At 55.0% G+C, this 24,015-nt stretch carries 22 protein-coding genes and 2 pseudogenes; 11 read left to right on the top strand and 13 right to left on the bottom strand.

All coding sequences use genetic code 11. The features are described from left to right. Positions 1-99 precede the first annotated feature (99 nt). From ABJL60_RS12270 to ABJL60_RS12290, 5 genes are all read left to right on the top strand, one after another. Positions 100-1,350: a sarcosine oxidase subunit beta family protein gene (locus ABJL60_RS12270; RefSeq protein WP_348374398.1), complete on the top strand. Its 1,251-nt coding sequence runs from the start codon at positions 100-102 to the stop codon at positions 1,348-1,350. A gap of 45 nt (positions 1,351-1,395) precedes the next feature. Next, positions 1,396-1,680, top strand: coding sequence for a sarcosine oxidase subunit delta (locus ABJL60_RS12275; RefSeq protein WP_348374399.1), 285 nt, complete (start codon positions 1,396-1,398; stop codon positions 1,678-1,680). After that, positions 1,677-4,616, top strand: a complete 2,940-nt coding sequence (locus ABJL60_RS12280) for a sarcosine oxidase subunit alpha family protein (protein WP_348374400.1) — start codon at positions 1,677-1,679, stop codon at positions 4,614-4,616. Before ABJL60_RS12275 ends, ABJL60_RS12280 begins: the two co-directional genes overlap by 4 nt. Continuing rightward, a complete protein-coding gene (locus ABJL60_RS12285; RefSeq protein WP_348374401.1) occupies positions 4,609-5,181 on the top strand; it encodes a sarcosine oxidase subunit gamma in 573 nt (190 codons plus the stop codon). The genes ABJL60_RS12280 and ABJL60_RS12285 overlap by 8 nt, the downstream gene beginning before the upstream one ends. 273 nt (positions 5,182-5,454) lie before the next feature. Then, positions 5,455-6,084: an XRE family transcriptional regulator gene (locus ABJL60_RS12290; RefSeq protein ID WP_348286523.1), complete on the top strand. Its 630-nt coding sequence runs from the start codon at positions 5,455-5,457 to the stop codon at positions 6,082-6,084. 6 nt (positions 6,085-6,090) lie between these two features. Here the strand turns inward: ABJL60_RS12290 and ABJL60_RS12295 are convergent, their stop codons facing one another. From ABJL60_RS12295 to ABJL60_RS12325, 7 genes are all read right to left on the bottom strand, one after another. Then, on the bottom strand, positions 6,091-6,711 hold the full coding sequence (locus ABJL60_RS12295) for a methyl-accepting chemotaxis protein (RefSeq protein ID WP_348286521.1): 621 nt from the start codon (positions 6,709-6,711) through the stop codon (positions 6,091-6,093). A gap of 77 nt (positions 6,712-6,788) precedes the next feature. Then, positions 6,789-7,856, bottom strand: a complete 1,068-nt coding sequence (locus ABJL60_RS12300) for a DUF3445 domain-containing protein (protein WP_348286519.1) — start codon at positions 7,854-7,856, stop codon at positions 6,789-6,791. Positions 7,857-7,868: 12 nt separating this feature from the next. Next, positions 7,869-8,831, bottom strand: coding sequence for a PDR/VanB family oxidoreductase (locus ABJL60_RS12305; protein WP_348374402.1), 963 nt, complete (start codon positions 8,829-8,831; stop codon positions 7,869-7,871). Next, positions 8,828-9,424 carry a dimethylamine monooxygenase subunit DmmA family protein gene (locus ABJL60_RS12310; RefSeq protein ID WP_348286515.1) on the bottom strand — a complete coding sequence of 199 codons (597 nt, stop codon included), beginning with the start codon at positions 9,422-9,424 and terminating at the stop codon, positions 8,828-8,830. Before ABJL60_RS12310 ends, ABJL60_RS12305 begins: the two co-directional genes overlap by 4 nt. 66 nt (positions 9,425-9,490) lie before the next feature. Next, a complete protein-coding gene (locus ABJL60_RS12315) occupies positions 9,491-10,642 on the bottom strand; it encodes an aminomethyltransferase family protein (protein ID WP_348286513.1) in 1,152 nt (383 codons plus the stop codon). Between the two features lie 158 nt (positions 10,643-10,800). Then, positions 10,801-10,971, bottom strand: a complete 171-nt coding sequence (locus ABJL60_RS12320) for a hypothetical protein (RefSeq protein ID WP_348286511.1) — start codon at positions 10,969-10,971, stop codon at positions 10,801-10,803. Between the two features lie 29 nt (positions 10,972-11,000). After that, positions 11,001-12,398 carry an ammonium transporter gene (locus ABJL60_RS12325; RefSeq protein WP_348286509.1) on the bottom strand — a complete coding sequence of 466 codons (1,398 nt, stop codon included), beginning with the start codon at positions 12,396-12,398 and terminating at the stop codon, positions 11,001-11,003. 203 nt (positions 12,399-12,601) lie between these two features. Between ABJL60_RS12325 and ABJL60_RS12330 the strand changes: the two genes are divergently transcribed. From ABJL60_RS12330 to ABJL60_RS12350, 5 genes are all read left to right on the top strand, one after another. Continuing rightward, entirely contained in the window at positions 12,602-13,531 is a 930-nt protein-coding gene (locus ABJL60_RS12330) for a glutamine amidotransferase family protein (RefSeq protein WP_348286507.1), read from the top strand. Positions 13,532-13,533: 2 nt separating this feature from the next. Further along, positions 13,534-14,217, top strand: a complete 684-nt coding sequence (locus tag ABJL60_RS12335; RefSeq protein ID WP_348286505.1) for a protein GlxC — start codon at positions 13,534-13,536, stop codon at positions 14,215-14,217. 12 nt (positions 14,218-14,229) lie between these two features. Next, on the top strand, positions 14,230-15,576 hold the full coding sequence (locus ABJL60_RS12340) for an FMN-binding glutamate synthase family protein (protein WP_108827003.1): 1,347 nt from the start codon (positions 14,230-14,232) through the stop codon (positions 15,574-15,576). A gap of 71 nt (positions 15,577-15,647) precedes the next feature. Next, positions 15,648-16,976: a type III glutamate--ammonia ligase gene (gene glnT / locus ABJL60_RS12345; RefSeq protein WP_348286503.1), complete on the top strand. Its 1,329-nt coding sequence runs from the start codon at positions 15,648-15,650 to the stop codon at positions 16,974-16,976. A 30-nt stretch (positions 16,977-17,006) separates the two neighbouring features. Next, on the top strand, positions 17,007-18,341 hold the full coding sequence (locus tag ABJL60_RS12350) for an NAD(P)/FAD-dependent oxidoreductase (RefSeq protein WP_348374403.1): 1,335 nt from the start codon (positions 17,007-17,009) through the stop codon (positions 18,339-18,341). 5 nt (positions 18,342-18,346) lie between these two features. Here ABJL60_RS12350 and ABJL60_RS12355 read toward each other — a convergent pair whose 3' ends face one another. The 6 genes and pseudogenes from ABJL60_RS12355 to ABJL60_RS12380 form a co-directional block, all read right to left on the bottom strand. Continuing rightward, positions 18,347-18,781: a hypothetical protein gene (locus tag ABJL60_RS12355; protein WP_348374404.1), complete on the bottom strand. Its 435-nt coding sequence runs from the start codon at positions 18,779-18,781 to the stop codon at positions 18,347-18,349. Further along, positions 18,781-19,176 carry a hypothetical protein gene (locus ABJL60_RS12360; RefSeq protein WP_348374405.1) on the bottom strand — a complete coding sequence of 132 codons (396 nt, stop codon included), beginning with the start codon at positions 19,174-19,176 and terminating at the stop codon, positions 18,781-18,783. The genes ABJL60_RS12355 and ABJL60_RS12360 overlap by 1 nt, the downstream gene beginning before the upstream one ends. Further along, positions 19,173-19,571 carry a cyanoglobin gene (locus tag ABJL60_RS12365; RefSeq protein WP_348374406.1) on the bottom strand — a complete coding sequence of 133 codons (399 nt, stop codon included), beginning with the start codon at positions 19,569-19,571 and terminating at the stop codon, positions 19,173-19,175. The genes ABJL60_RS12360 and ABJL60_RS12365 overlap by 4 nt, the downstream gene beginning before the upstream one ends. Then, on the bottom strand, positions 19,568-21,940 hold the full coding sequence (locus ABJL60_RS12370) for a DUF1989 domain-containing protein (protein ID WP_348374407.1): 2,373 nt from the start codon (positions 21,938-21,940) through the stop codon (positions 19,568-19,570). Before ABJL60_RS12370 ends, ABJL60_RS12365 begins: the two co-directional genes overlap by 4 nt. Positions 21,941-22,039: 99 nt before the next feature. Further along, the gene (locus ABJL60_RS12375) at positions 22,040-23,068 is read right to left on the bottom strand and encodes a helix-turn-helix domain-containing protein (protein WP_348374408.1); all 1,029 of its coding nucleotides are present in this window, start codon (positions 23,066-23,068) and stop codon (positions 22,040-22,042) included. Positions 23,069-23,509: 441 nt separating this feature from the next. Further along, a pseudogene (locus ABJL60_RS12380) lies at positions 23,510-23,650 on the bottom strand (IS3 family transposase); the annotation flags it as partial. Between ABJL60_RS12380 and ABJL60_RS12385 the strand changes: the two are divergent. Then, positions 23,641-24,015 (top strand): annotated as a pseudogene (locus tag ABJL60_RS12385) (DDE-type integrase/transposase/recombinase); the annotation flags it as partial. The pseudogenes ABJL60_RS12380 and ABJL60_RS12385 sit on opposite strands and share 10 nt — an antisense overlap.

The raw sequence follows: 24,015 nt of genomic DNA on the forward strand, positions 1-24,015 counted from the left end.
AAAATCTGCAGGCAGGTCCGATTTCAATGCACAGATGTCGCGTTTCGGGACGTCATGCACGTCGTTTTCTGAGAGTCTACGGCAAAGGAGACTGATTCCATGGGATATTCCGGTTTCAAAGTCATCAAAGAAGCCTTGTTGGGCCACAAAGGTTGGACACCAGCGTGGCGTGATCCTGAGCCAAAAGCCCACTATGATGTCGTCATCATAGGCGGGGGTGGGCACGGATTGGCCACTGCGCATTATCTTGCCAAAGTTTACGGCGTGCGCAACGTCGCGGTCATCGAAAAAGGGTGGATCGGCGGCGGCAACGTTGGGCGCAACACAACCATCATTCGGTCCAATTACCTATTGGACGGCAACGAACCGTTTTACGAATTTTCGCTAAAGTTGTGGGAGGGCTTGGAACAGGATCTGAATTACAACGCCATGGTCAGCCAGCGCGGCATCATGAACCTGATCCATTCCGACGCCCAACGCGACGCCTTTATCCGACGCGGCAATGCGATGATTTTAAACGGGGCGGACGCCGAGTATCTGGACGAGGCGCAAATTCGTGCTGAATACCCATTTCTGAATTTTGACGATGCGCGCTTCCCCATCAAGGGCGGTCTGGCCCAACGCCGTGGCGGTACAGTGCGCCATGACGCTGTTGCCTGGGGCTATGCGCGGTCAGCCGATCAGCACGGCGTCGACATCATACAAAATTGCGAAGTCACCGGTTTTCGCATCGAAGGTGGCAAATGCCTGGGCGTTGAAACCTCCAAAGGGTTTATCGGTGCGGGCAAAGTCGCGTCATGTGTGGCCGGATCTTCGGGTCGCTTGATGGCCAAAGCCAACATGCGCTTGCCCATCGAAAGCCACGTTTTGCAAGCCTTTGTCTCCGAAGGGCTGAAACCGGTACTGCCCGGCGTCATCACCTTTGGGGCGGGCCACTTCTATGTCAGCCAATCCAACAAAGGCGGCTTGGTGTTTGGCGGTGATCTGGACGGCTACAATTCATACGCCCAGCGCGGCAATCTGCCTGTGGTCGAAGACGTCTGCGAAGGCGGCATGGCCATCATGCCCATGATCGGGCGGGCGCGATTGCTGCGAATGTGGGGCGGCATTATGGACATGTCCATGGACGGCTCTCCCATCATTGACCGCACCCACATTGACGGGCTGTATTTCAACGGCGGCTGGTGCTACGGCGGCTTCAAGGCTACGCCAGCATCAGGCTATGTTTATGCCCACTTACTGGCCAACGATGCCCCCCACCCCACAGCCACAGCGTATCGGTTCAACCGTTTCCAAACAGGTGACATGATCGACGAAAAAGGCATGGGAAACCAACCCAACCTTCACTGACACGCGTAGTATCTAAAGTTTCCTCTGCCCCAAAAGGCCCCGCTTATGATTATCAATCACCCCCTCCTTGGCCCCCGCGACAGCGCCGAATTCGTCTATCTTGGCGACGCCTCGCTGATCGACCGTCCCGATCCTGAAACGGCCACCCCCGAAGATTGGCACGCCTATGCCTACCTGCGGGACAACGTGGCCGGCGACATGCGCGAACTTTGGTTTCATGAAGGCGGTGATCGGTCGTGGTTGGTGGTCACACGTAACACTCTGACCCACGAAATCAGCAAGGTCGAAATGGCATGCGATGTGGCACGCGCCCAAGGAAGGTCAAAATGACCCAGATAAACCGTGTATCCGGCGGCCAGATTGACCGGTCCGCAACCTTCAAGTTCAAGTTTGACGGTAAAAGCTATACAGGCCATCCCGGTGACACGCTGGCGTCTGCGCTGCTGGCCAGCAATGTACGACTTATGGGGCGATCCTTCAAATATCACCGCCCGCGCGGACCGCTCACGGCAGGGTCCGAAGAACCCAACGCCATCGTAGAGCTTGGCGAAGGGGCGCGCAAAGAACCAAACACCCGCGCCACTACAGCAGAACTTTTTGACGGGCTGGTTGCCAATTCACAAAATCGCTGGCCATCCTTGGCCTTTGACGCGATGGCCATCAACGACCGCTTTTCCAACTTTTTGACAGCGGGTTTTTATTACAAAACATTCATGTGGCCTGCCGCGTTCTGGGAAAAGCTGTATGAGCCGATTATTCGCAAGGCTGCGGGACTTGGGTCGCTGTCCATGCAAGAAGATCCCGACGTTTACGACAAGGGCTTTCGCCATTGTGATTTGCTGATTGTCGGCGCCGGTCCTGCCGGGCTGATGGCAGCCCTAACCGCCGCGCGGTCCGGCCAGCAAATCATCCTTGCAGATGAAGATTTTGCCTTTGGCGGACGTCTTATATCCGAGACTTTTTCCGTAGACGACGCGCCCGCCCTTGATTGGGTCAAAGCCGCAATCGCCGAACTGTCATCCTGTCCAAATGTACGCCTGATGCCCCGCACAACGGTGATCGGGGCCTTTGATCACGGTATCTATGGCGCTGTTGAGCGGATCACGGACCATCTTCGGAATGCCCCTGCTGGCACGCCACGTCAAATTCTGTGGCGCATCTATGCCAAGCAAACACTTCTGACTGCAGGGGCGACCGAACGCCCCATCGCTTTTGACAACAACGACCGCCCCGGGATCATGCTGGCAGGCGCAATGCGCGCTTACGTGAACCGCTTCGGCGCAGCCCCCGCAAAACGCGTGGCGATTTTCACAAATAACGATGATGGACATCGCACCGCAGCGGACTTGCATGCAAAAGGTGTAAAAATCGCCAGCGTCATCGACACCCGACCTGACGCGCCGAAGTCTTACGACTATGAGGTGCTTTCGGGGGCGCAAGTGGTCAATACCATGGGGCGTCTTGGGTTGACCTTTGCAGAGGTCAAACTGGCCGATGGCACAATGCGCACTGTCGAATGTGGTGCTTTGGGCGTATCCGGCGGCTGGAACCCCAATGTTCATTTGACGTGTCATCAACGTGGTAGACCCACATGGAACACCGATCTTGCGGCCTTCGTGCCCGGAGGTACTTTGCCCCCTGGAATGCGGGTTGCGGGTGCCGCACAAGGCATTTTTTCGACACAGGGCGCGATGCAATCAGGGGCGCAAATCGCAGCGGACATGCTTGGTACACAGGCAGCACCTTCACCCACCACCGAAGATGCGCCGACCAGCCAAACGCCTTTCTGGTATGTCGAGGGATGCAGCCGGGCATGGTTGGATCAGCAGAACGACGTGACCGTCAAAGATGTGAAACTAAGCCATCAGGAAGGCTTCAGATCTGTTGAACACCTAAAGCGCTACACGACGCTTGGGATGGCAACAGACCAGGGCAAGACATCAAACATCGGCGGGCTGGCGATCATGGCGGAATTGGCAGGCAAGGCCATTCCCGAAGTGGGCACAACGATTTTCCGCCCTCCCTATACTCCGACAGCTATTGGGGCTTTGGCTGGCAGAATGCGGGGCAAGGACTTTCATCCGACGCGCCTGACGCCATCGCACTATTGGGCAAAGGAACAAGGTGCTGTTTTTGTCGAGGTCGGCAACTGGCTTCGGGCGCAATGGTTCCCCCGGCCCGGCGAAACGCATTGGCGTGAAAGCGTCGATCGTGAAGTACGGCAGACGCGGGCGTCCGTGGGCGTGTGTGATTGCACGACTTTGGGAAAAATCGACGTACAAGGCACCGATGCGGCGACGTTCTTGAACAAAATCTATTGCAATGGCTTTGCCAAATTGGCGGTTGGGAAAACCCGTTACGGTTTGATGTTGCGCGAAGATGGCATCGCCATGGACGACGGCACAGCAGGACGTTTGGCTGAGGACCATTTTGTTGTCACAACGACAACCGCAAATGCCGTAAAAGTATACCAGCACATGGAATTTGTGCGCCAGTGCCTGTGCCCCGACATGGACGTGCAGTTGATTTCCACCACCGAAGGCTGGGCACAATACGCGGTTGCGGGACCCAATTCACGCAAGTTGTTGCAAAAGATTGTTGATCCTGAATTCGACATCTCAAACGACGGCTTTCCTTTTATGGCCTGTGCCAACATCACTGTTTGCGGCGGATTACGTGCACGGTTGTTCCGGATTTCCTTTAGCGGTGAACTGGCTTTTGAAATCGCAGTGCCATCGCGATACGGCGACGCGTTGATGCGGCGATTGATGGCCGAGGGCGAAGAATTCGACGTCACCCCCTATGGCACCGAAGCCTTGGGTGTGATGCGCATCGAAAAAGGCCACGCCGCGGGCAATGAGCTGAACGGCACAACCACCGCGTTGAACCTGGGCATGGGCCGCATGGTGTCAAAGGCCAAAGACAGCATCGGATCAAAACTGTCGGAACGCGACGGGTTGAACACGGCAGACGCCCTGATGCAGATCGGGATCAAACCAGTAGACGCCAACGATAAAATCACTGCGGGAGGTCATTTAATGGCCAAGGATGGCCCTGTGGATGCCGCGCACGATCAGGGCTATGTGACGTCTGCCGCCTTTTCACCGTCTTTGGATAGCATGATTGGCTTGGGCTTTTTGAAAAATGGCAGCACACGCGTTGGCGAAAAAATGCGACTTGTATCGCCTGTCACAAATTTAACGGTGGATGTGGAAATCGTGTCCCACCACTTTGTAGACCCAGAGGGGGACCGTGTTCGTGCATGATCTAACACCCATCACCGCATTGGGCGGCGCGACCCCGCAAGTGGAAACCGTAGGCACAGTCACCCTGTCCGAGAACCCCGGCCTTGCGCTGGCGTCCGTCATGGCGCGCGTGGGCTTCGAGACCGAATGCGCCAAGCATTTGGCCGACCTGCTGGACGGCGACGCACCGGGCCCCGGCAAATGCCGGTTGCATGATCCGGAAGCGGCATTCTGGATGGGTCCGGACCAGTGGATGGTTGGTGCCCCTTATGACACACACGAAACATTGGCCGATGACCTGAAAACACGTTTCGAAAACACCGCATCCGTGACAGAGCAATCCGACGCTTGGGTTTGCTTTGATCTGCGTGGGGCCAAAATGGAAGCCGTAATGGAATTGTGCTGCAATCTAAACATCCGTGCCATGCAAACAGGTGATGCGCAGCGCACATCTATCCATCATTTGGGATGTTTTGTGCTGCGTCGGGATCCCGAAGACGGGGTGCGCATTTGGGGGCCGCGGTCGTCCGCAGGTAGCCTGCATCATGCGCTAAAAACAGCGATGGTGTCTGCGAACCTGCTTTGAACCGCCTTTAGAAAGTACGCTTAGACGTTTCAAAAGAGACGACGATTTGTGGCAATACAGGCCACCGACAGGATTCGGCAAAATGCCTTGTCCAAATGAGCTACGTTCAAAAAGTTTAGAAAACTGGCATTTTTTTCACTCAGGTTCATATTTTTTGCAATTTATGAAAACTTCAGCTACAATTAAGTCAGTGGGACTGGGTTTTAAATTGTTGCTTCGGTGACAGCTGCATAAAAGGCATGCACCTTGAACTTTGAAAAGCATAACTCAGATATGGTTGCCCCCCTTTCCCAAGACCCGCATCGCACACGCGACAATGAGCGCGAAAAAGTGCTTGAAGTCGCCATCGGCCGGGAAGTGCGCAACTATCGGCGTCAGCAAGAAACCACCGTGGCGGAACTGTCTGGAATGACGGGTATTTCGATTGGCATGTTGTCAAAAATCGAAAACGGCAACACATCCCCGTCACTGACAACGCTACAAGCCCTCGCCAATGCGCTTTCTGTGCCGTTGACCAGTTTCTTTCGCCGTTTCGAAGAAACACGGCAGGCCGTTCATACCCCTGCGGGCGAAGGCGTGGAAATTGACCGTGATAGCACGCGCGCAAATCACCACTACACTCTTTTGGGCCACATCGGATCAAACGCATCCGGCGTCGTGGTAGAGCCGTATCTGATCACTTTAACAGAAGAATCCGACGTCTTTCCAACTTTCCAGCATGGCGGTATCGAAACGATCTACATGCTTGAAGGCAAAGTGGACTATCGGCACGGTGATGCGGTGCACAGCTTGCAGCCCGGAGACACGTTGTTTTTTGATGCCGACGCGCCACATGGCCCTGAGCGCCTGATAGAACTGCCGGCGCGTTACCTATCGATCATCAGCTATCCACAAAGCACATAGATCCAGCTAGGAATTCAATCGTAGCTCGTCTGAAATGGCGCGGGCCCATGTTGCGTTTTGATTGGCGAGGGCTTTCATCTCTGTGGCGACAACGGCAAAACCACGCCCCGCTTCGCCACTGCGCGCGGCCTCAACGCTGGCGTTGATCGACAACATGTTCAATTGGCGCAAAGATCGCGTAATCTGCGATACGACCTGCCGAACACGATCGTTCTTTGTTTGGCTCATATGCAACATATCGTGCATTTCATCGCGAAGATCGACTTCGGCTTGGGCGCCGACAATCAACCCTTCCAAGTACACCAGTTCACCATCTTGAAACACGGCATTGCCGCGTTCGCGCACAGGCACTAGATCGCCGTTGGGACGCACAAGCCTATAGGCCACATCCCAGTTTTTGCCTGCTTCAATTGCCGCATCAATTTCGGCAAAAACCTTTTCTTTGTCTTCTTCAAACATCAGTCCGACAAATGACACCTGGGCGTTGCCCAAAATTGCATCCGGCGCGTAACCCGTAATCAATTCCACGGCGCCGTGCATTTCCTTCATCGTGTAGTCGTCATCGTTCACACATCGATAGGCAAACACTTCAACTGACGAAAAAATGCTATCCAACACATCCTTCATTAGGTCACTCCGATTTCGATGTGGCCACAATGATGCTGTTTCCTGATTTTTCAGTTAATGGACGCCAGATTTCCGGATCACTTTTGCAATGGAGGTTCTGTCTCAAATTCAGGCCAGATACCGTTGGACGTCGGCAGCCCGTCATCGAATTGCGACAGGTAGTCCAACATCATGGGACGGTTGTCGATGAACCCTTTGTACGTCGCCAGTTCTTCGGGCAAATCACGGATCACACGGTGCAAACGCCGCCCCCATTTGGGCGCAGTCATCAAGTCCTGAAAGCTGCACAAGTAGCACCGGATCGGAAACACCAACGCATTGGACCGCGGCAGGCGAAAGAATGTTTGCAGTTCAACACGCAAGTGCTGTTTCGCGCCAATGTTTTCAGGCGTTAGCGACGTCTTTTGAATGCCCCATTTGTGGTAGTTTTCCGGGCTCGTGTCCAAAAGCGGGTTCACTGTCATGGTCCAGTTCAAACGCCGCGCGGGCGCCCCTTGCTGGATGTTCAGCAGAAACTTCAACGCCCGAACAAAAATCCCCTTTTCATGTGCCAATGGCACCGGCGCATGCCATTCAAAAAAGTTCATACCGATGTCAAAATCCAACGACCAGTCAGCCTGCGTCGTGATCATGCCTGCGTCCATCCACAGATTGTCATCGCGTTGATCAAGCACTGCGAAATCACCCTGCGATTGGCGCGTGATGTATTCCATCGGGCCGTAAGGCAGCGTGGTTTCGTCCATGAAGGTGAATGTATCGTCAATGCCAAGCGGCTTGTTGATCCAGCGCCATTGGTCGCCGTCGCGGTGCAGTTCAAACAGATCAGGATAGTCTTCGGATTTGGACACCATGATCAGTTCCAGCAAATCCCAACCTGCAAGCGTCATGTGCGGCAAGGATTGGCAGCGCAACGGATCATCCGCCAAAACTTTGGCGCGATCACGCATTTCGGAAACATAGTGTTCGTCCACATCAAACCGCTTTTCGTAAACGGAATCCGCAGGCCCGCCGCGATGCTGTTCCATGTTGACGGCGTACATGTAGCTGTCTTTGTCGAAGGGAAACGGAAAGCGCCGGATCGCACGGTCTGAGTTGTGGAAAGAATAGTCGTCGCGGAACGTCTCGTCGTTGAATTGAATGGTCATCAGCGGGCCTCCCTAGCGGTCCAGCACGAGGGTCTTGCCCTCAAATCGTGATACGCAGGGCATGATCTTTTCGCCGCTGCTGTGTTCATCGTCTTCCAGCCAGTGATCACGGTGGACGAAGTTACCGGTGTAATCGATCACGCGGGTTTCGCACATGCCACAGGCACCACCACGACACAGATAAGGGGCATCAACACCGACCCGTTCCATCGCTTCCAGCAGGCTTTCCTGTTCGCCAACCTGCACAATTTTGTTGGACACAGCCAGTTTCACCTCAAAGGGTTTGCCCGGTTGCGGCGCAAGGAATTCTTCGTAATGCACAGCCTCGCGGGGCCAACCAAGGTCTGCCGCCTTACCGCGCACCCAATCAATCATCCCTTTGGGACCACACACATAGATATGCGTGCCCAAAGGCTGTCCATCAAACAGGGTCTCCAGATCAATCGCCTGCCCCTGATCGTCATAGTAGACGTTCACATCATTGGGGTGGGTGGTTGTCAGATAATCGACGTACGATCCCAACGCCTCAGAGCGGCACGCATAATGCAGTTCCCAGTTCCCATGGGCGCGGTCCAATTGCTTGATCTGCGCGAGAAAAGGCGTGATGCCGATACCACCTGCAATCATCAGGTGCTTTTTCGCCCGCAAATCCAGGCTGAACAGATTGACCGGGTTCGAGATCACCATCTCGTCGCCCACATTCACGTTCTTATGCAGGAACAGTGACCCACCCCGGCCTTCGTCATCACGGCGCACCGAAATAGTATAGGCGGATTGGTCAAAAGGGTCCGACATCAGCGAATACGGGTTCAGGCGCGTAATGGCACCATCCTGCATCTCAACAACCGTGTGGGCGCCACCGGAAAACGTGGGCAACAAGCCGCCATTCACGGGTTCAAAGCGAAAGCGCGTCACAAGATCGTTCAATTCGGTCTTTTCAGTGACGCGGATATTGATTTTCTCGGCACCGCTCATTCGTAAATTCCTTTTGGTGCAGGGACGTTGCCGGGATCTTCGGCGTCGATACATACCCCCTGATAGGCGGCCAAACGGCGTGAATAGTGATCACGCACAAACAGGTTCAACCCGCAATGAGCGCACACAAAAGGATCCGTTTCCACATCTTCGGTGATGCCTTTACAGTGCACACATTGCATACGCCGCGCAGTTGAGCCGCGGTGTTCTGTCTGAATGGCTGTGTGCGGGATGCCGGCTTGCATGGCTTCATTCTGGGCTTGGCCCATCAGGCCTTCGGTGCCCGTCAAATACAGCTGCAACCCCATATGAGCATCTTGCAAAACGCGGCGAATGCGCTGCACTGAGGCTTGATAGGTCGGCCCCTCATAGAACTGCGCAGGGTTCAAGCCGCGCAGTTTACCGGCAAAATCCGTGCCGCGCGGGATAAAGATGATATGGGTTTTCGCCATCAGCTCCGGGGTGGCCACATCCATGATGGCCTCGGCCCCTTCAGCGTCTGCGATCATCAGGTGGTGCTTGCCAGGGCGTTCTTCCAAAGTGCCATAGACAGGGCGGCTTCGGATGGACGGGGGGAATTCGAATTTCGACATTGTCGTCCTCGGGTCACAGAAAAACGGGATGCCACGCACGGCGCGACACCCCTTTATTGATTTGGTTCAGCCTTTTGCTGTGCGGACCTTTTTGTCCTGATCGTAGAACGGCATTTCCTCTGCGGTTGCTGCCAGCTCTGTGCCATCCAATTGCACAACCGTCAGCTTGGTGCCGGCTTTGGCCGCGCTTGGGTCCAATCGTGCGATGGCCACGGAATAGTTGTTCAGATCAGAGGACAAACCATAGGTGATGACACCCACGTCTTTGCCATCCTGCATGATCCGCGCACCCATATCCATTTGCGCCATGCCGCCATCAGACAGCTGCACACCGTAGATTTTGAAGCGCTCTTTGCCTTCCAAAGCATAGTGGTTTTCCGCGCCGATAAAGCCTGTCTTACCGGGGGATACCGTGAACTCCAGACCCAATTCCCAAATAGTGTCGCCGCACAGATCGTTGTCGAAGGGGAAGGTTTCGGAATTGTCGCCCGGATAGAACAGCAAATAGCTTTCGATGCGCAACATATCGAGCGTCGAGAATTGCACAGGGCGTACACCCATATCTTTGCCTGCATTCAGAATACTGTCCCACAAATGCGTGGCATCCTTACCCCGGCAGAAGATTTCGTAGCCACGCTCACCGGTGTACCCCGTGCGGCTGATCATGACATCACGACCAAACAGACGCGTTTGCATGATGCCGAAATACGCCAGATCGCGGATGGCAGGAATTTCGGCGGCCAACAGATCCACGGACACCGGACCTTGCAACGACATGTCGTGCAGATCGTCGTCAAAAAGAACGGATACGTTTTTGCCGGCGGCAACGGTGGTCAATTGCTCCATTCCGATGCCTGTGCCGTGCACAACCAGCCACGTGTTCACTGACAGATGGTAGATAATGCAGTCATCCACGAATTTGCCATCGGCGTTCAGCATGGATGCATATGTGGACCGGCCAGGCGCGATTTTTTCGACGTTGCGCGTGGTGACACGGTCAATGACATAAGCGGCATCCGGACCGACCAGATGTACCTTTTTCAAACCCGAGACGTCCATCAATCCCGCCTTGGTGCGGATGGCCTCATAGTCGGCTTTTGCGCGTTCGGGCGTGTCGTCATAGAACCACGCAGTGCCCATGCCGTTCCAGTCTTCCAACTCTCCGCCGATTTCGGCGTGACGGTGCGCAAGCGCGGAATGTCTCCAAAGAATGGCCATGATGTTCTCCCTGTTCTATTCGAGTCTTTTGTTGCCAACATTGAGCCTCAGCTTGCTTTGAAAAGCAACATTCTCGTGCAATTTATTTTCCTGTCAGGCAAATTAAGGCGCAAAAAGCCGCCCAAATGGGCGGCCTTCCGTTTCAGTATGCGTCCGACTTATTTGTCGAATTTCTTGGCTTTCGCCGTTTCCGACTTTTGTCCGATCACCAGAACCACGACGCAGATTGCTGCTGCGACGAATGTTGCGATCCCGGGCAAGGCGCCGCCCCACCCCATAAACATCGCGCCGTCTACGACACTCCATGAGGCTTCTTCATATGGAAACATGATGTGTTCCTTTCAATTGAGTGTTGAGATTATTCGGCAGGTGTCACAGGAACATCATTGTCCCACTCGGGATACCCCGCAGCCGGAACCTTCACGAGGTCCATACCCGCAAGTTCCGCCCCTTCACGGATACGCAGCATGCCGAACATCTTAAGGATGTAAGACACAACGTAGCCCGGCACGAACCCAAGCAGGAAGAAGACAACCGCACCGATGATCTGACCCATCAAATTGATGGTTGGCACTTCGCCCGCAGCGCCTTGAAGGGCAGGATAACCCGACCCCCAGATGCCCAGCATAACAACACCATAAAGACCGATTGTGCCGTGAACTGTCACCGCACCCACCGCGTCGTCGATGCCGCGGCGTTCCAGCCAATCCGCACAAGGTTTCAGGATGATCCCAGCCGAGAACGCGATAATGAAGGCCAGCGCAGGGAAGTAGATGTCCAGACCGGACGCCGTGGAAATGATCCCTGCCAATGCGCCCGACATCATCCAGAACGGATCACGGGTGAACAACCAGCTGCCGATAATGCCGCCTGCAACCGCCATCAAAATGTTGAAAGACAGCGCCGACAGCGTGATGGGTGTGCCGTAGATTGTGGCGGCTTTATCGCCGAACCAGCTCCACGCTTCGCCGGGAACAATGACACACGCCATAAGGAAACCCCAGAAGCCCACGATGATCAGCATCAAGCCGACAACCGTCAAAGGCATGTTGTGACCCGGAATGTGGTTGGCCGAACCATCTGCGTTGAACTTGCCGATGCGCGGCCCAAGGTTAATCAGAACACCCAAGGCAAAGAATCCGGCAACCGCATGCACAAGGCCTGCCGCACCAAAGTCATGCAAGCCAAATTTCGTGACCAACCAGCCATCTGCGTGCCAGCCCCAAGCGGCGGCGACGACCCAGGCAAAGCTGCCCAGCACAACGGCCAGAATGATGAAGCCGACAGTTTGGATACGTTCAATCACAGCACCTGACATGATGGATGCCGTGGTGGCTGCAAACAATGCAAAGGCGCCAAAGAACACGCCCGATGCCTGATCGGCAATGTTCGGCCCCATGTATTGCGCCGCATCACCCCAGCCCAAAGCGATGGAACTGGCATAGGCCGCGCCTGAAATGCCTGCAGGGCCTTCGGAAAAGGTCAGGCCTGTGGGGAAACCCCAGTAGATCCACCACCCAAAGAAATAGAACGTGGGGATCATGAATGCGAAAGCGAGGATGTTTTTCACACCGGAACTCAGCACGTTTTTAAGTCGTGACGCGCCCATCTCATAGGCGAGAAACCCTGCGTGAATGATGATCATCAACGGGATCGTCAAATAGTAAAACGTTTCGGCAAACATACGGTTGGTCGTACTGCCGCTCCCTTGTAACGCCGCAATTTGGGCGGTTAATTCTGCAATCTGTTCTTCCACGTTTCGTCCCCTGTCGTTGTCATAGCTTTTGTTCACCGCGGTATACCGGACGCGGTGTTAATCAAAAATGAAACACGAGACGGAAATCAAAGCGACTCTTTTTTTCACGTAGGTGAAAAAAAGTTTCCTAAGTGTTGAGCGCCAGATTTTTTGATGCTAGCGTTTGAGTCGATGAATTCACCGACCCGAGGGGGAACTTTGCTATGTGCGGTATCGTAGGACTATTTCTAAAAGACGCCTCTTTGGAGCCGCAGCTTGGTGACATGTTAACAAACATGCTGATCACCATGACAGATCGCGGACCGGACAGTGCCGGAATTGCCATTTATGGCGAAGAAACAAATGGTAAGGCGAAGCTGACGGTCCAATCAGACAGCCCAGAAGACGACTTCAAAGGCCTTGATTCAGCCTTGCGCAAACAGATCAAAGGCAATGTTTCAATGCAGGTGCAAGACACCCATGCAGTGCTTGAAATGCAAGCTGACCAGATCCCTGTTGCACGCGCGGCACTTTTGGAAATCAACCCACGCGTTCGGGTGATGTCGCACGGTGAAACACTGCAAATTTACAAAGAAGTCGGGTTGCCTAAAAATGTGGCAGAACGCTTTGATATTCGCAAAATGAGCGGAACACACGGCATCGGCCACACCCGCATGGCCACCGAATCTGCGGTCACAACCATGGGGGCGCATCCGTTCAACACCGGTGTGGATCAGTGCCTTGTTCACAACGGCTCGCTGTCCAACCACAACTCTTTGCGGCGCAAGTTGCGCCGTTTGGGTGTCCACATCGAAACCGAGAACGACACCGAAGTGGGCGCAGCTTACCTCACGTGGAAAATGCAAACAGGATCAACCCTGGGCGAAGCCTTGCAAAGCTCGCTTGATGATCTGGACGGGTTCTTTACCTTCGTCGTCGGCACCAAAGACGGCTTTGGCGTCGTGCGTGATCCAATCGCTTGCAAACCCGCCGTCATGGCCGAGACCGATCAATACGTGGCCTTCGGATCCGAATATCGCGCGCTTGTCGATCTGCCGGGCATCGAAACCGCCCGTGTTTGGGAACCCGAACCCGCAACCGTCTATTTTTGGAGCCACAACGCGGCCCCAACCTCTACCGAAAAGGCCGCTTGAACATGCAAACAATAGATCTGTCAGACGTAGGTCTGCGCGAAACCAACAAAACGCTGCATGATCAGTCCGCTGACACCAATCAAACGGCCTGGGAAATCGTAAACCCGCGCGGCGCACATGCCATTGCTTGCGGTCTGGATGCCCCAATCGAAGTGACGGTCAAAGGATCCACCGGCTACTATTGCGGCGGCATGAACCAGCAAGCCACTGTCAAGATTGACGGATCTGCCGGTCCGGGCACAGGTGAGAACATCATGTCCGGCAAAATCGTCATCGAAGGGGACGCCAGCCAATATCTGGGCGCCACGGGCCATGGCGGTCTGATTGTGGTCAAAGGCAATGCGTCGTCGCGCTGTGGCATTTCCATGAAAGGCGTGAACATCGTCGTTCAGGGCAACATCGGACACATGTCCGCATTCATGGGCCAGTCGGGCAATCTTGTGGTGTGCGGCGATGCAGGTGACGCATTGGGCGACAGCTGCTATGAGGCCCGCTTTTTTGTGCGCGGCTCCGTAAAGTCACTGGGTGCGGATTGCGAAAAGAAAGAGATGCGTGAAGAGCATCTGACGCTGTTGCAAGGCCTTTTGGACGAAGCCGGTATAGATGCCGATCCAAAGGATTTCACGCGCTATGGGTCCGCCCGTACATTGTACAATTTCGACGTCGACAACGCCGGCGCATATTAAGGACACCCGACAATGAACAAACATGACCCCAAGGGTATCCCCCACACAACGCCGCGCCAGTCCGCGACGTTTACCCAAGATATAAACAGCGACATCCGCCGTGCGGCCGCAACCGGCATCTACGACATCCGTGGTGGCGGCGCGAAACGCAAAGTGCCATCATTTGACGATCTGCTGTTCATGGGCGCATCCATTTCCCGCTATCCTTTGGAAGGCTACCGCGAGAAATGCGAAACCAATGTCACCATCGGCGGTTTGCACGCATCCAACCCGATTGAACTGGATATTCCGATCACGATCGCGGGCATGTCCTTTGGCGCGCTATCCGGCCCCGCCAAAGAGGCATTGGGCCGTGGCGCATCCATGGCTGGCACATCCACCACCACAGGCGACGGCGGCATGACACCCGAAGAGCGCGGCCATTCCAGCAAGCTTGTCTATCAGTACCTGCCCAGCCGCTATGGCATGAACCCCGATGATCTGCGCAAAGCAGACGCCATCGAGATTGTTGTGGGCCAAGGTGCGAAACCCGGCGGCGGCGGCATGTTGCTGGGGCAAAAGATCAGCGACCGCGTGGCAGAAATGCGCAACCTGCCCAAAGGCATCGACCAACGCTCCGCCTGCCGTCACCCTGACTGGACCGGTCCTGATGATCTGGAAATCAAAATTCTGGAACTGCGTGAAATCACCGGTTGGAAAGTGCCAATCTATGTGAAGGTTGCGGGGGCACGTCCCTACTATGACACCACGCTGGCCATCAAAGCAGGCGCAGACGCGGTTGTTCTGGACGGGATGCAGGGCGGCACAGCGGCCACGCAGGACGTCTTCATCGAACATGTGGGCCAGCCAACATTGGCCATCGTGCGCCCTGCCGTTCAGGCGCTTCAAGACCTTGGCATGCATCGCAAAGTGCAGCTGATCCTGTCCGGTGGTATCCGGTCCGGCGCAGATGTGGCCAAAGCCATGGCACTTGGCGCGGATGCAGTGGCAATCGGCACCGCGGCCCTGATCGCCTTGGGCGACAACGACCCCAAGTGGGAAGCAGAATACAACGCATTGGGCACAACCGCCGGCGCCTATGATGACTGGCACGAAGGTCAGGATCCTGCAGGCATCACCACGCAAGACCCGGAACTGATGAAACGCTTTGACCCGATCGAGGGGGGGCGTCGCCTGAAGAACTATCTGAAGGTCATGACGCTTGAGGCCCAAACAATCGCGCGGGCTTGCGGTAAAAACCACCTGCACAACCTTGAACCCGAGGATCTGGTGGCGCTGACAATGGAAGCCGCCGCCATGGCAAAAGTGCCTCTGGCAGGCACCGATTGGTATCCGGGCAAACCCGGCACCTCTTACTAAATCACACCACAACGAAGGGCGCGGCAGCGATGCACGCGCCCTCATTTTTTCAGAACGACAGGGAACTTAAAATGGCCACCGACCTTGCAAAATTCGCCGAAGACAATGGCGTAAAATACTTCATGATTTCGTTTACGGACCTCTTTGGCGGACAACGCGCCAAGTTGGTGCCGGCGCGTGCTATCGCAGACATGCAAGAAGACGGCGCCGGGTTTGCGGGCTTTGCGACATGGCTTGATCTGACACCTGCCCACCCCGACATGTTGGCTGTGCCAGACCCGGAGGCCGTGATCATCCTGCCTTGGAACCGCGAAATCGCTTGGGTGCCCGGAAACTGCGTCATGGAAGGCGAAGACGTGGCCCAAGCGCCCCGCAACGTCTTGCGCAAACTTATCGCAGAAGCCGCCGAAGAAGGCATGCATGTCAAAACGGGTATCGAGGCCGAATTCTTCCTGCTAACCCCCCAAGGCGAAGAAATCAGCGACAGCTTCGATACCGCCGCCAAGCCTTGCTATGACCAACAGGCCTTTATGCGCCGCTTGGATGTGATCCGCGAGATCAGCGATCACATGTTGGAAATGGGCTGGAACCCCTACCAGAACGACCACGAAGACGCCAACGGCCAGTGGGAAATGAACTGGGACTTCGATGATGCCCTAAAGACCGCAGACCGCCATTCGTTCTTCAAGTTTATGACCAAATGCGTCGCGGAAAAACACGGCTACCGCGCGACGTTCATGCCCAAGCCCATCGAAGGGCTAACAGGCAACGGATGCCATGCGCATATCTCGGTTTGGGATGCACCGGGGGCAGATGCCAAAACAAACGTCTTTGCGGGCGAAGGCGAAGGCCAGACCGGCGAATTGGGCCTGTCCGAGCGCGGCAAGCATTTCCTTGGCGGTATCATGAAACACGCCAGTGCCTTGGCCGCCATCACCAACCCCACCGTCAACAGCTACAAGCGCATCAACGCGCCGCGCACGATGTCAGGGGCCACATGGGCGCCCAACACCGTCACGTGGACGGGCAACAACCGCACCCACATGGTGCGCGTCCCCGGCCCTGGCCGCTTTGAATTGCGCCTGCCCGATGGTGCGGTGAACCCCTATTTGTTGCAGGCCGTTATCATCGCGGCGGGTCTGTCGGGCATCCGGTCCAAAGCAGACCCCGGCAAGCGCCACGACATCGACATGTACGCAGAAGGCCACAAAGTGCGCGGTGCACCCAAGCTGCCGTTGAACATGCTGGACGCCTTGCGCGAATACGACAAAGACAAAGGATTGAAGGCGATGATGGGTGAAGAATTCTCAGCCGCTTATCTGAAAATGAAGATGCAGGAATGGAATGATTTCACATCCTTCTTCAGCCAGTGGGAACGTGACAACACCCTCGACATCTAACGCTGGTTTTTTTGAAATACGGAGACACCCATGACTAAAAGAATAGCCATTATCGGCGCGGGCCCTTCCGGTCTGGCGCAGTTGCGCGCCTTTCAATCCGCCAAGGATGCAGCGGCAGATATCCCGGAAATTGTTTGCTTTGAAAAACAATCCAACTGGGGTGGCTTGTGGAATTACACATGGCGCACAGGCGTCGATCAGTACGGCGAACCCGTACATGGTTCGATGTACCGCTACTTGTGGTCCAATGGCCCGAAAGAGGGTTTGGAATTTGCCGACTATTCCTTTGAGGAACATTTCGGCAAACAAATCGCAAGCTACCCGCCCCGCGCCGTGCTGTTTGACTACATCGAAGGCCGCGTCAAAAAGGCAGGTGTGCGTGATTTGATCCGCTTTGAAACTGTGGTGCGCCGCGTTGATTTTGAAGATGGCAAGTTCACAGTCACGGTCAAGAACTTACCGGCTGACGAAGAGTACTCAGAAGAGTTCGACCACGTCATATGCGCACCCGGTCACTTTTCGACGCCGAACGTGCCGGAATTCAAGGGCTTCGAAAGCTTCAAGGGGCGCGTTTTGCATGCGCATGACTTCCGCGATGCGCTCGAGTTCAAAGATCAGGACATACTGATTGTCGGCACGTCCTATTCCGCCGAAGACATCGGATCGCAATGCTGGAAATACGGCGCGAAATCCATCACCGTGTCACACCGCACCGCCCCTATGGGCCACGACTGGCCCGACAACTGGGCCGAGGTGCCGCTGCTGACCCATGTGGATGGCAACACAGCCCATTTCAAAGACGGCACAAGCCGCCATGTGGACGCCGTACTGCTTTGCACGGGCTACCAGCACCATTTCCCTTTCATGGCCGAAGATCTACGTCTGAAAACCGCCAACCGACTGGCCACTGCCGATCTGTACAAAGGTGTGGCTTGGATAGACAATCCGGCGCTGTTTTACCTTGGGATGCAAGACCAGTGGTTCACGTTCAACATGTTCGATGCGCAGGCTTGGTGGGTGCGCGATGTGATTATGGACCGCATCACCCTGCCCGATCGTGCCACAATGGAAGCGGATGTCACGGACCGTGTCGCACGCGAAGATGCGGGCGAAGATGACTATGATGCCATCTGGTATCAAGGCGACTACATCAAGGAACTGATCGCGGAAACCGATTACCCCTCCTTTGACGTAGAGGGTGCGTGTCAGGCGTTCAAAGCGTGGAAAGGCCATAAGAAGGCCGGCATCATGACTTTCCGCGACAATGGCTACAAATCTGTCATCACAGGCACCATGGCCCCCAAACACCACACGCCATGGAAAGACGCACTGGATGACAGCCTTGAGGTCTATCTACAAAACTAGGGTCGTCAGTCCTTGACGGTTAAAAAGACAAGGGTTTGCTGCAAAGCGCCCTTGTCTTTCAGTGACACGGCGACACCCCGATCTTGCAACGTGAACTGACGCAAATCGTATGAATCTGGATGGTTGACGCCTTGATCCAATTGCTCTGCGACATCTCCACATGCAGCCACTTTGGCCACAAGAATCTCAAACGCTTTTTTCGCATTTGCCGCCCGATAATCGAAACGCCATATGCAATGCAACGACCTGCCACCATCCAGATTCAGCGATACAACGCACCCCGCCGCATGAGCTGACCTGTCAGGCATGGCGAACTTTTGATCGATGTCTTCGTTGGTCACTTCCAAATCGGCTAACGTGGTGCAAATGGGGTGCGCCAGCGCGGGATTTACCATAGCAGCAAGCCCCACAAACGCGATGGCACCCATACCGCGCCGCATTACTCTACACCCAACTGTTGACCTTCGATCACTCGAAACGGCGTTGGTGGGGTGGTTTTGCTAACCCAATAGAAGGCGCCTGCATATTCCATCACATACCATCCTTCCCAGTCGGCATCTCGTGGCCAGATGCTTTGGTATTCGGCGCGGTCTTCATCAACGCGCCATTGCCCAAGGGTCGATCGTGCGCCCTTTTGTGCATAGATGGTGGAACCGTCTGCATCAAAGTATTGGCGGTACTTTGCGCCGTCCCATTTGCCCACAGCGGTATTACCGGACAGCAAAGCGTCAATTTCGTGAGCCTGAAGTTTCACCGACTGCGCCATGGCGCCCGTGGCCAATGTCATAACCGCAGCGGCCACACATACAGATTTTACCAGTTTCTTGAGTATCATGCGCCTGCGACCTCTCCGTTGTTGACCAGCATCAAAGCGACACGGCGCAGTGTGGTTCTAAGCCTTGTGGTGGCCGGTGTCATATGCCCCAGATCACGCAGCGTATTGTCCATCATTGTCAGCCACAGTTCTGCATCTTCTTGAAAAATCGGCACATGCGCGTGAAATTCACGCACGTTCATATGACGGTGTTTTTCCAGATAATACTGACGCCCACCCATGAAACCCGACATAAAGTTGAATTGTTCTTCACGGGTGTGCGCAAGGCCGTGGCCGTCCATGTGCAATTCCAGCAAACGGGCAGCCGCCGGGTCGCTTTCGACCAGATCGTAGAAGTGTCCGACCAATTCGCGCAGGCCGTCTTCCCCTCCGATTTGATCGATCATCCGGGTCATGAACGCGGGCGTTCCTTGCCGGGATCAAAGGCCGCCACCGCAGGTGAGATCACGGCAGGCAAACGCTTTTGATGGCCATCCAGTTTGCCGATTTCCAGCTCTGTCCCAACGGCCGCATGGGCCACATCAACGCGGGCCAACGCAATATTTTTGCCCAATATCGGCGACCGCATCGCAGAGGTCACTTCCCCAACCTGCGCACGCCCCACATGGACACAATCGCCGTGGCCCACATCAATGGCGCTGTCGATCTCAAGTCCCACCAACTTGCGCATCGGGTGTTCCTTGCGCCGTATCAACGCATCACGCCCGATAAAATCATCCGTTTTGGACTTCAAAGGCACGGTGAAACCGATCCCTGCCTCAAACGGGTCCGTTTGGTCCGTAAAATCATATCCCGCAAAGATAAGCCCTGCCTCAATGCGGACCATATCCAGCGCCTCAAGACCCATGGGTTTTATGCCATGATCCTGACCTGCCTCCCAGATTGCGTCAAAAATTTCTGGGGCGTCTTTGGGGTGGCACATCACCTCGTAGCCCAGTTCACCTGTGTAACCCGTGCGCGACAAAACAAAGGGGGTGCCGGATTCGTTGTGCAACCGCGCGGGCGTAAAACGGAACCAGCCCAACTGGTCCATTTCGGGATTGTGCGGGGCGGTCCAAACGATCTTGCGCAGTAAATCGCGGCTTTCCGGGCCTTGCACTGCCACATTGTGCATCTGGTCGGTCGAGGCACGCACCAACACTTTCAAACCCAGTTTTTCGGCTTGCTCGCGCATCCATTCGCCGCCGTAGTCATTGCCCCCGATCCAGCGGAAATTGTCCTTACCCAAACGGAACACGGTGCCATCGTCGATCATGCCGCCGTGTTCATAACACATGGCGGTATAAACCACGCCGCCCACAGCCAACGTCTTCATGTTGCGGGTGAAAATATACTGGCACAGCGCTTCTGCGTCAGGCCCCATAATTTCAAATTTGCGCAACGGGCTCAGGTCCAGAATGACGCATTTTTCGCGGCAGGCGTGGTATTCTTCAATAGGGCCTGCGTCGGCGTAGCAGTTGGCCAACCAATAGCCGTTGTATTCGATAAAGTTGCGCGTGTGCTGGGCGAACTTGTCGTGGAAACCGGTTTGTTTGGTCATTTTAGGCTCTGATTCTGGTGTTGGGCGATAGGCGACGGACCGTTGGAAGGTTTCTTTGCCGGAATAGGTACGCACATGGATGTCGGTTGGGTTCCAGCCATTGGCCGGGCTGGTGTCATCGGGGCAAGCCGAGGACACACACACAATATCCGTGAGCGCACGCAGCAGCACATAATCGCCGGGCCGTGACCACGGCTCATCCGAATACATCACCCCGTGATCATCAAGGAAAGTGTTGAAAAAGAAATTGATCGCCATCCACCCGGGACGGCCCGCAACATTGAACTTGGACAAGGCGCTGTTGAAGTTGTCAGAACAATTCACATGCCCCGGGTAGCCGATGTCGTCGTAATATTTGGCGGAACACGCCAGCGCAAATGCGTCGTGGCGCCCGCAGGTGTCTTGCACAACTTCAACCAGAGGCAACATTTCCTGATCGTAGTATTTCGCATGTAAACCGGGCATCGGATAGGCATGCCCCATCAGGGTACGTGTGGTTGTGACGTCCAACGCGTGCTCGATACCCTTATCAAGCTTTCGCGCAGAGAAGCATTCAAAATCAGTGCATTGCCGCCCATCAACGTCCAAGATCTGAATGTAATCACCAGCTTTAACAAAATACGCTTCGGCAGTTTGTGTATGGACACGAATATCGTCAAGCGGATCGGCAAGCGGGTCCGGCAGTTCAAAACCGACATGTTGTTTCAACACGGCCCGCTTCACCATAACCGTCAAAGGGGTCGTGGTGTTTTGCAGTTCAATGTCCATGGGTGCGCCTGGGGCCGCGACTATAACGCTGCCGTCGCGCGTGACGCGCACGGTCTCTTGGGCTTTGGCCGTTGCCTGCGGATCAAACAGGCGCAAAGCTGGTGCCTCGTGCAGGTTGATACCGCGCGCATCCAACCCCATACGCAGCCCGCGCAGCGACTGGTCACTGCCTGTCAAAAGCCTGCGCAATCCGTCGGCTTGGCTGTTGGCTGGGGCATCCAGGATGCTTGGATCGACTTTACCGTTTTTCGCGGCTGCGACGATCTCACATATTTGCGCCCCTTCGTCATTGATGACTGTGATCTGGTCCCCTGCAGACACAGGGATAAGCGCCGCGCCCATTCCTTCGATGGTGTAGCGTTCTGTACCGGGGGGCAGCGTGAACTGGCTTGGCACAAACATTTTGCTTGGGCGTGGGGCGCCGGGCCGCACTTTGGCATAGGGTTCGTCAAGCATGATGCGCTCCGTCAAAGGCGTGTTGCACGGGTGGAATATTTATTTACCGTGAAGAATATAGCCTGCCCTGCGTATTGCAAGAAAAACTGGTCCGCTGACCTAAGCCGCTTCGAACCGCAACAATTGCACCGATTTGCGGGCCCGCATTTTAGATGGGGTCAGGCCATATTCATCTTTGATCGCCTTGGACAAGGTGTTGTTGGACCCAAAGCCCGTGGCCACCGCGATCTCGACCAAAGGCAGCAGTGTTTCTTCGATCATAACCCGCGCCCGTTTCGCCCGCAGTCGCTTATAAAATTTTGCAGGCGTTTCATTCAACGACGCTTTGAAGGACCGCTCCAACTGACGGGTGGAAATTCCAATCTCATCGGCAAGGGCAGACATCGGCAAAGGATCCGCAACACTGTCTTCCATTTTGCGCAATACCTGAGTGATCTGTGCATCAAACAGGCTTGTGTTGTGCGCGATGTGTTTGGGTTGTTCCGCGTCACTTTGGCGAATGGCACCCAAAAGCAAACGGTTGCCAAGTTCAGCCACCTGTTCAGAGGTCAAAAACGGCGCGATCAACCCGATGATCAGTTCCGATGTCGACGCCCCCCCACCAGCGGCGGTGATAACACCGTTGCTCTTTTCAGAGAATCTGGTGCTTAGGGCGGGGTAGCACCCTGTTTCTTCCAGCTTGGCCGCCTCACGCCAGTGCGTCGTGACTTTGCCCGATGGATTGGTTTGCCGGATGTAGTTGGTCGCAGCCTCCGACAACAAAACGACAGTCAGCATTCTGCGCTGCATTAACCGCATTTTGCGGGGCCAGACGTGATTTTGCTCCACTTCGCCGCCGACCACAATCATAGTCTCGGCGGAAACCGCGTCGTCTATACAAGGGCTCGCGTCAACAATCATGCCGCCCCTGCTTCTCACATAACCTGGCGTGTCGGACACACATGTCCACGAAAACAATGGCTGCGCCAGAACGCTGTTGGCCGTCCGCAATGTTGTTATGACCGAAGACACCTCGGCTTCGGCAAATCCAGGGGTGACAAAAATTTCAAAAGCGCACTGGCGTGTGCTGTCTCCGAAAACTGGCTTCATCTGAGCAACACTGTCAAAGTTGGTTTCCGGGCGCCCCATCTTATGTATCCCTCTGTGCAGTTCGACCGCCTGATGCCGCAAAACGCTTATTACCAAGGCACCGGCCTAAAGTTTGATCATCAGGTGTAGTTTTCATTACAAACTCACATTCGCTTATGCAAACAGTGATTCACGACTTTCCTCATGATAAAAATTTATTCCCACGTGTCAAACCAAATGCAGCTACCAGCCCGGACAATGTCGACAATTTGAAACGTTTTTGAACATATTCCGTCACACAAGTTCAAGTTAAAGCGCAATTCTAGACACACTCAAAGTCACAGCACCTAAGCAAAAGCAGCCTTTGGTGTGCAGATTTTTGAGGCCCCCAAAAGCTGTTGTTTGGGTCTTGCCGATATCGTTAGGAAACGCCTTAACCAGCGCCAGTCCCACCATGATGAAGGCTGTACATATGCAGCTCACTGAGGTGCCCCTAGCTTCCTAGACGCTTGCCTCGTTCATTTTCCTTTGTTTGATCTCATAGTCAACCGGCGACAGCATGCCGTTGTTTGTGTGCTTGCGCCTTGGATTGCAAAACATCTCGATGTATTCGAACACGTCCCGCCTTGCATCGTCGCGTGTGGGGCTGGTTCTATCTCAGCACGGTCCTCGACGATTACAGCCGCTACATCGTCTCATGGAAACTCTGCTACCACTGCCCCGCAGGGTATTGCGCAGCAATGTCCCGAGAGGGGAACATGCGGGCAGAGGACGTGACCGACACGCTGGACCTCGCATTGCAGGCGTCTAGATGTGATCAGGTGCATGTCGTGCACAAGCTGCGACTGCTCAGCGATAATGGGTCCAGCTACGTCTCTAGCGACTTGGCTGAATGGCTGCAGGGCAAGGGCATGAAGCATTCTCGCGGTGCGCCGTATCACCCTCAAACTCAAGGCAAGATCGAACGATGGCATCAAACCTTAAAGAACCGCATCCTGCTGGAAAAC

The sequence above is a fragment of the Ascidiaceihabitans sp. genome, assembly GCF_039986515.1.
In the GTDB taxonomy this organism is placed as follows: Bacteria; Pseudomonadota; Alphaproteobacteria; order Rhodobacterales; family Rhodobacteraceae; genus Ascidiaceihabitans.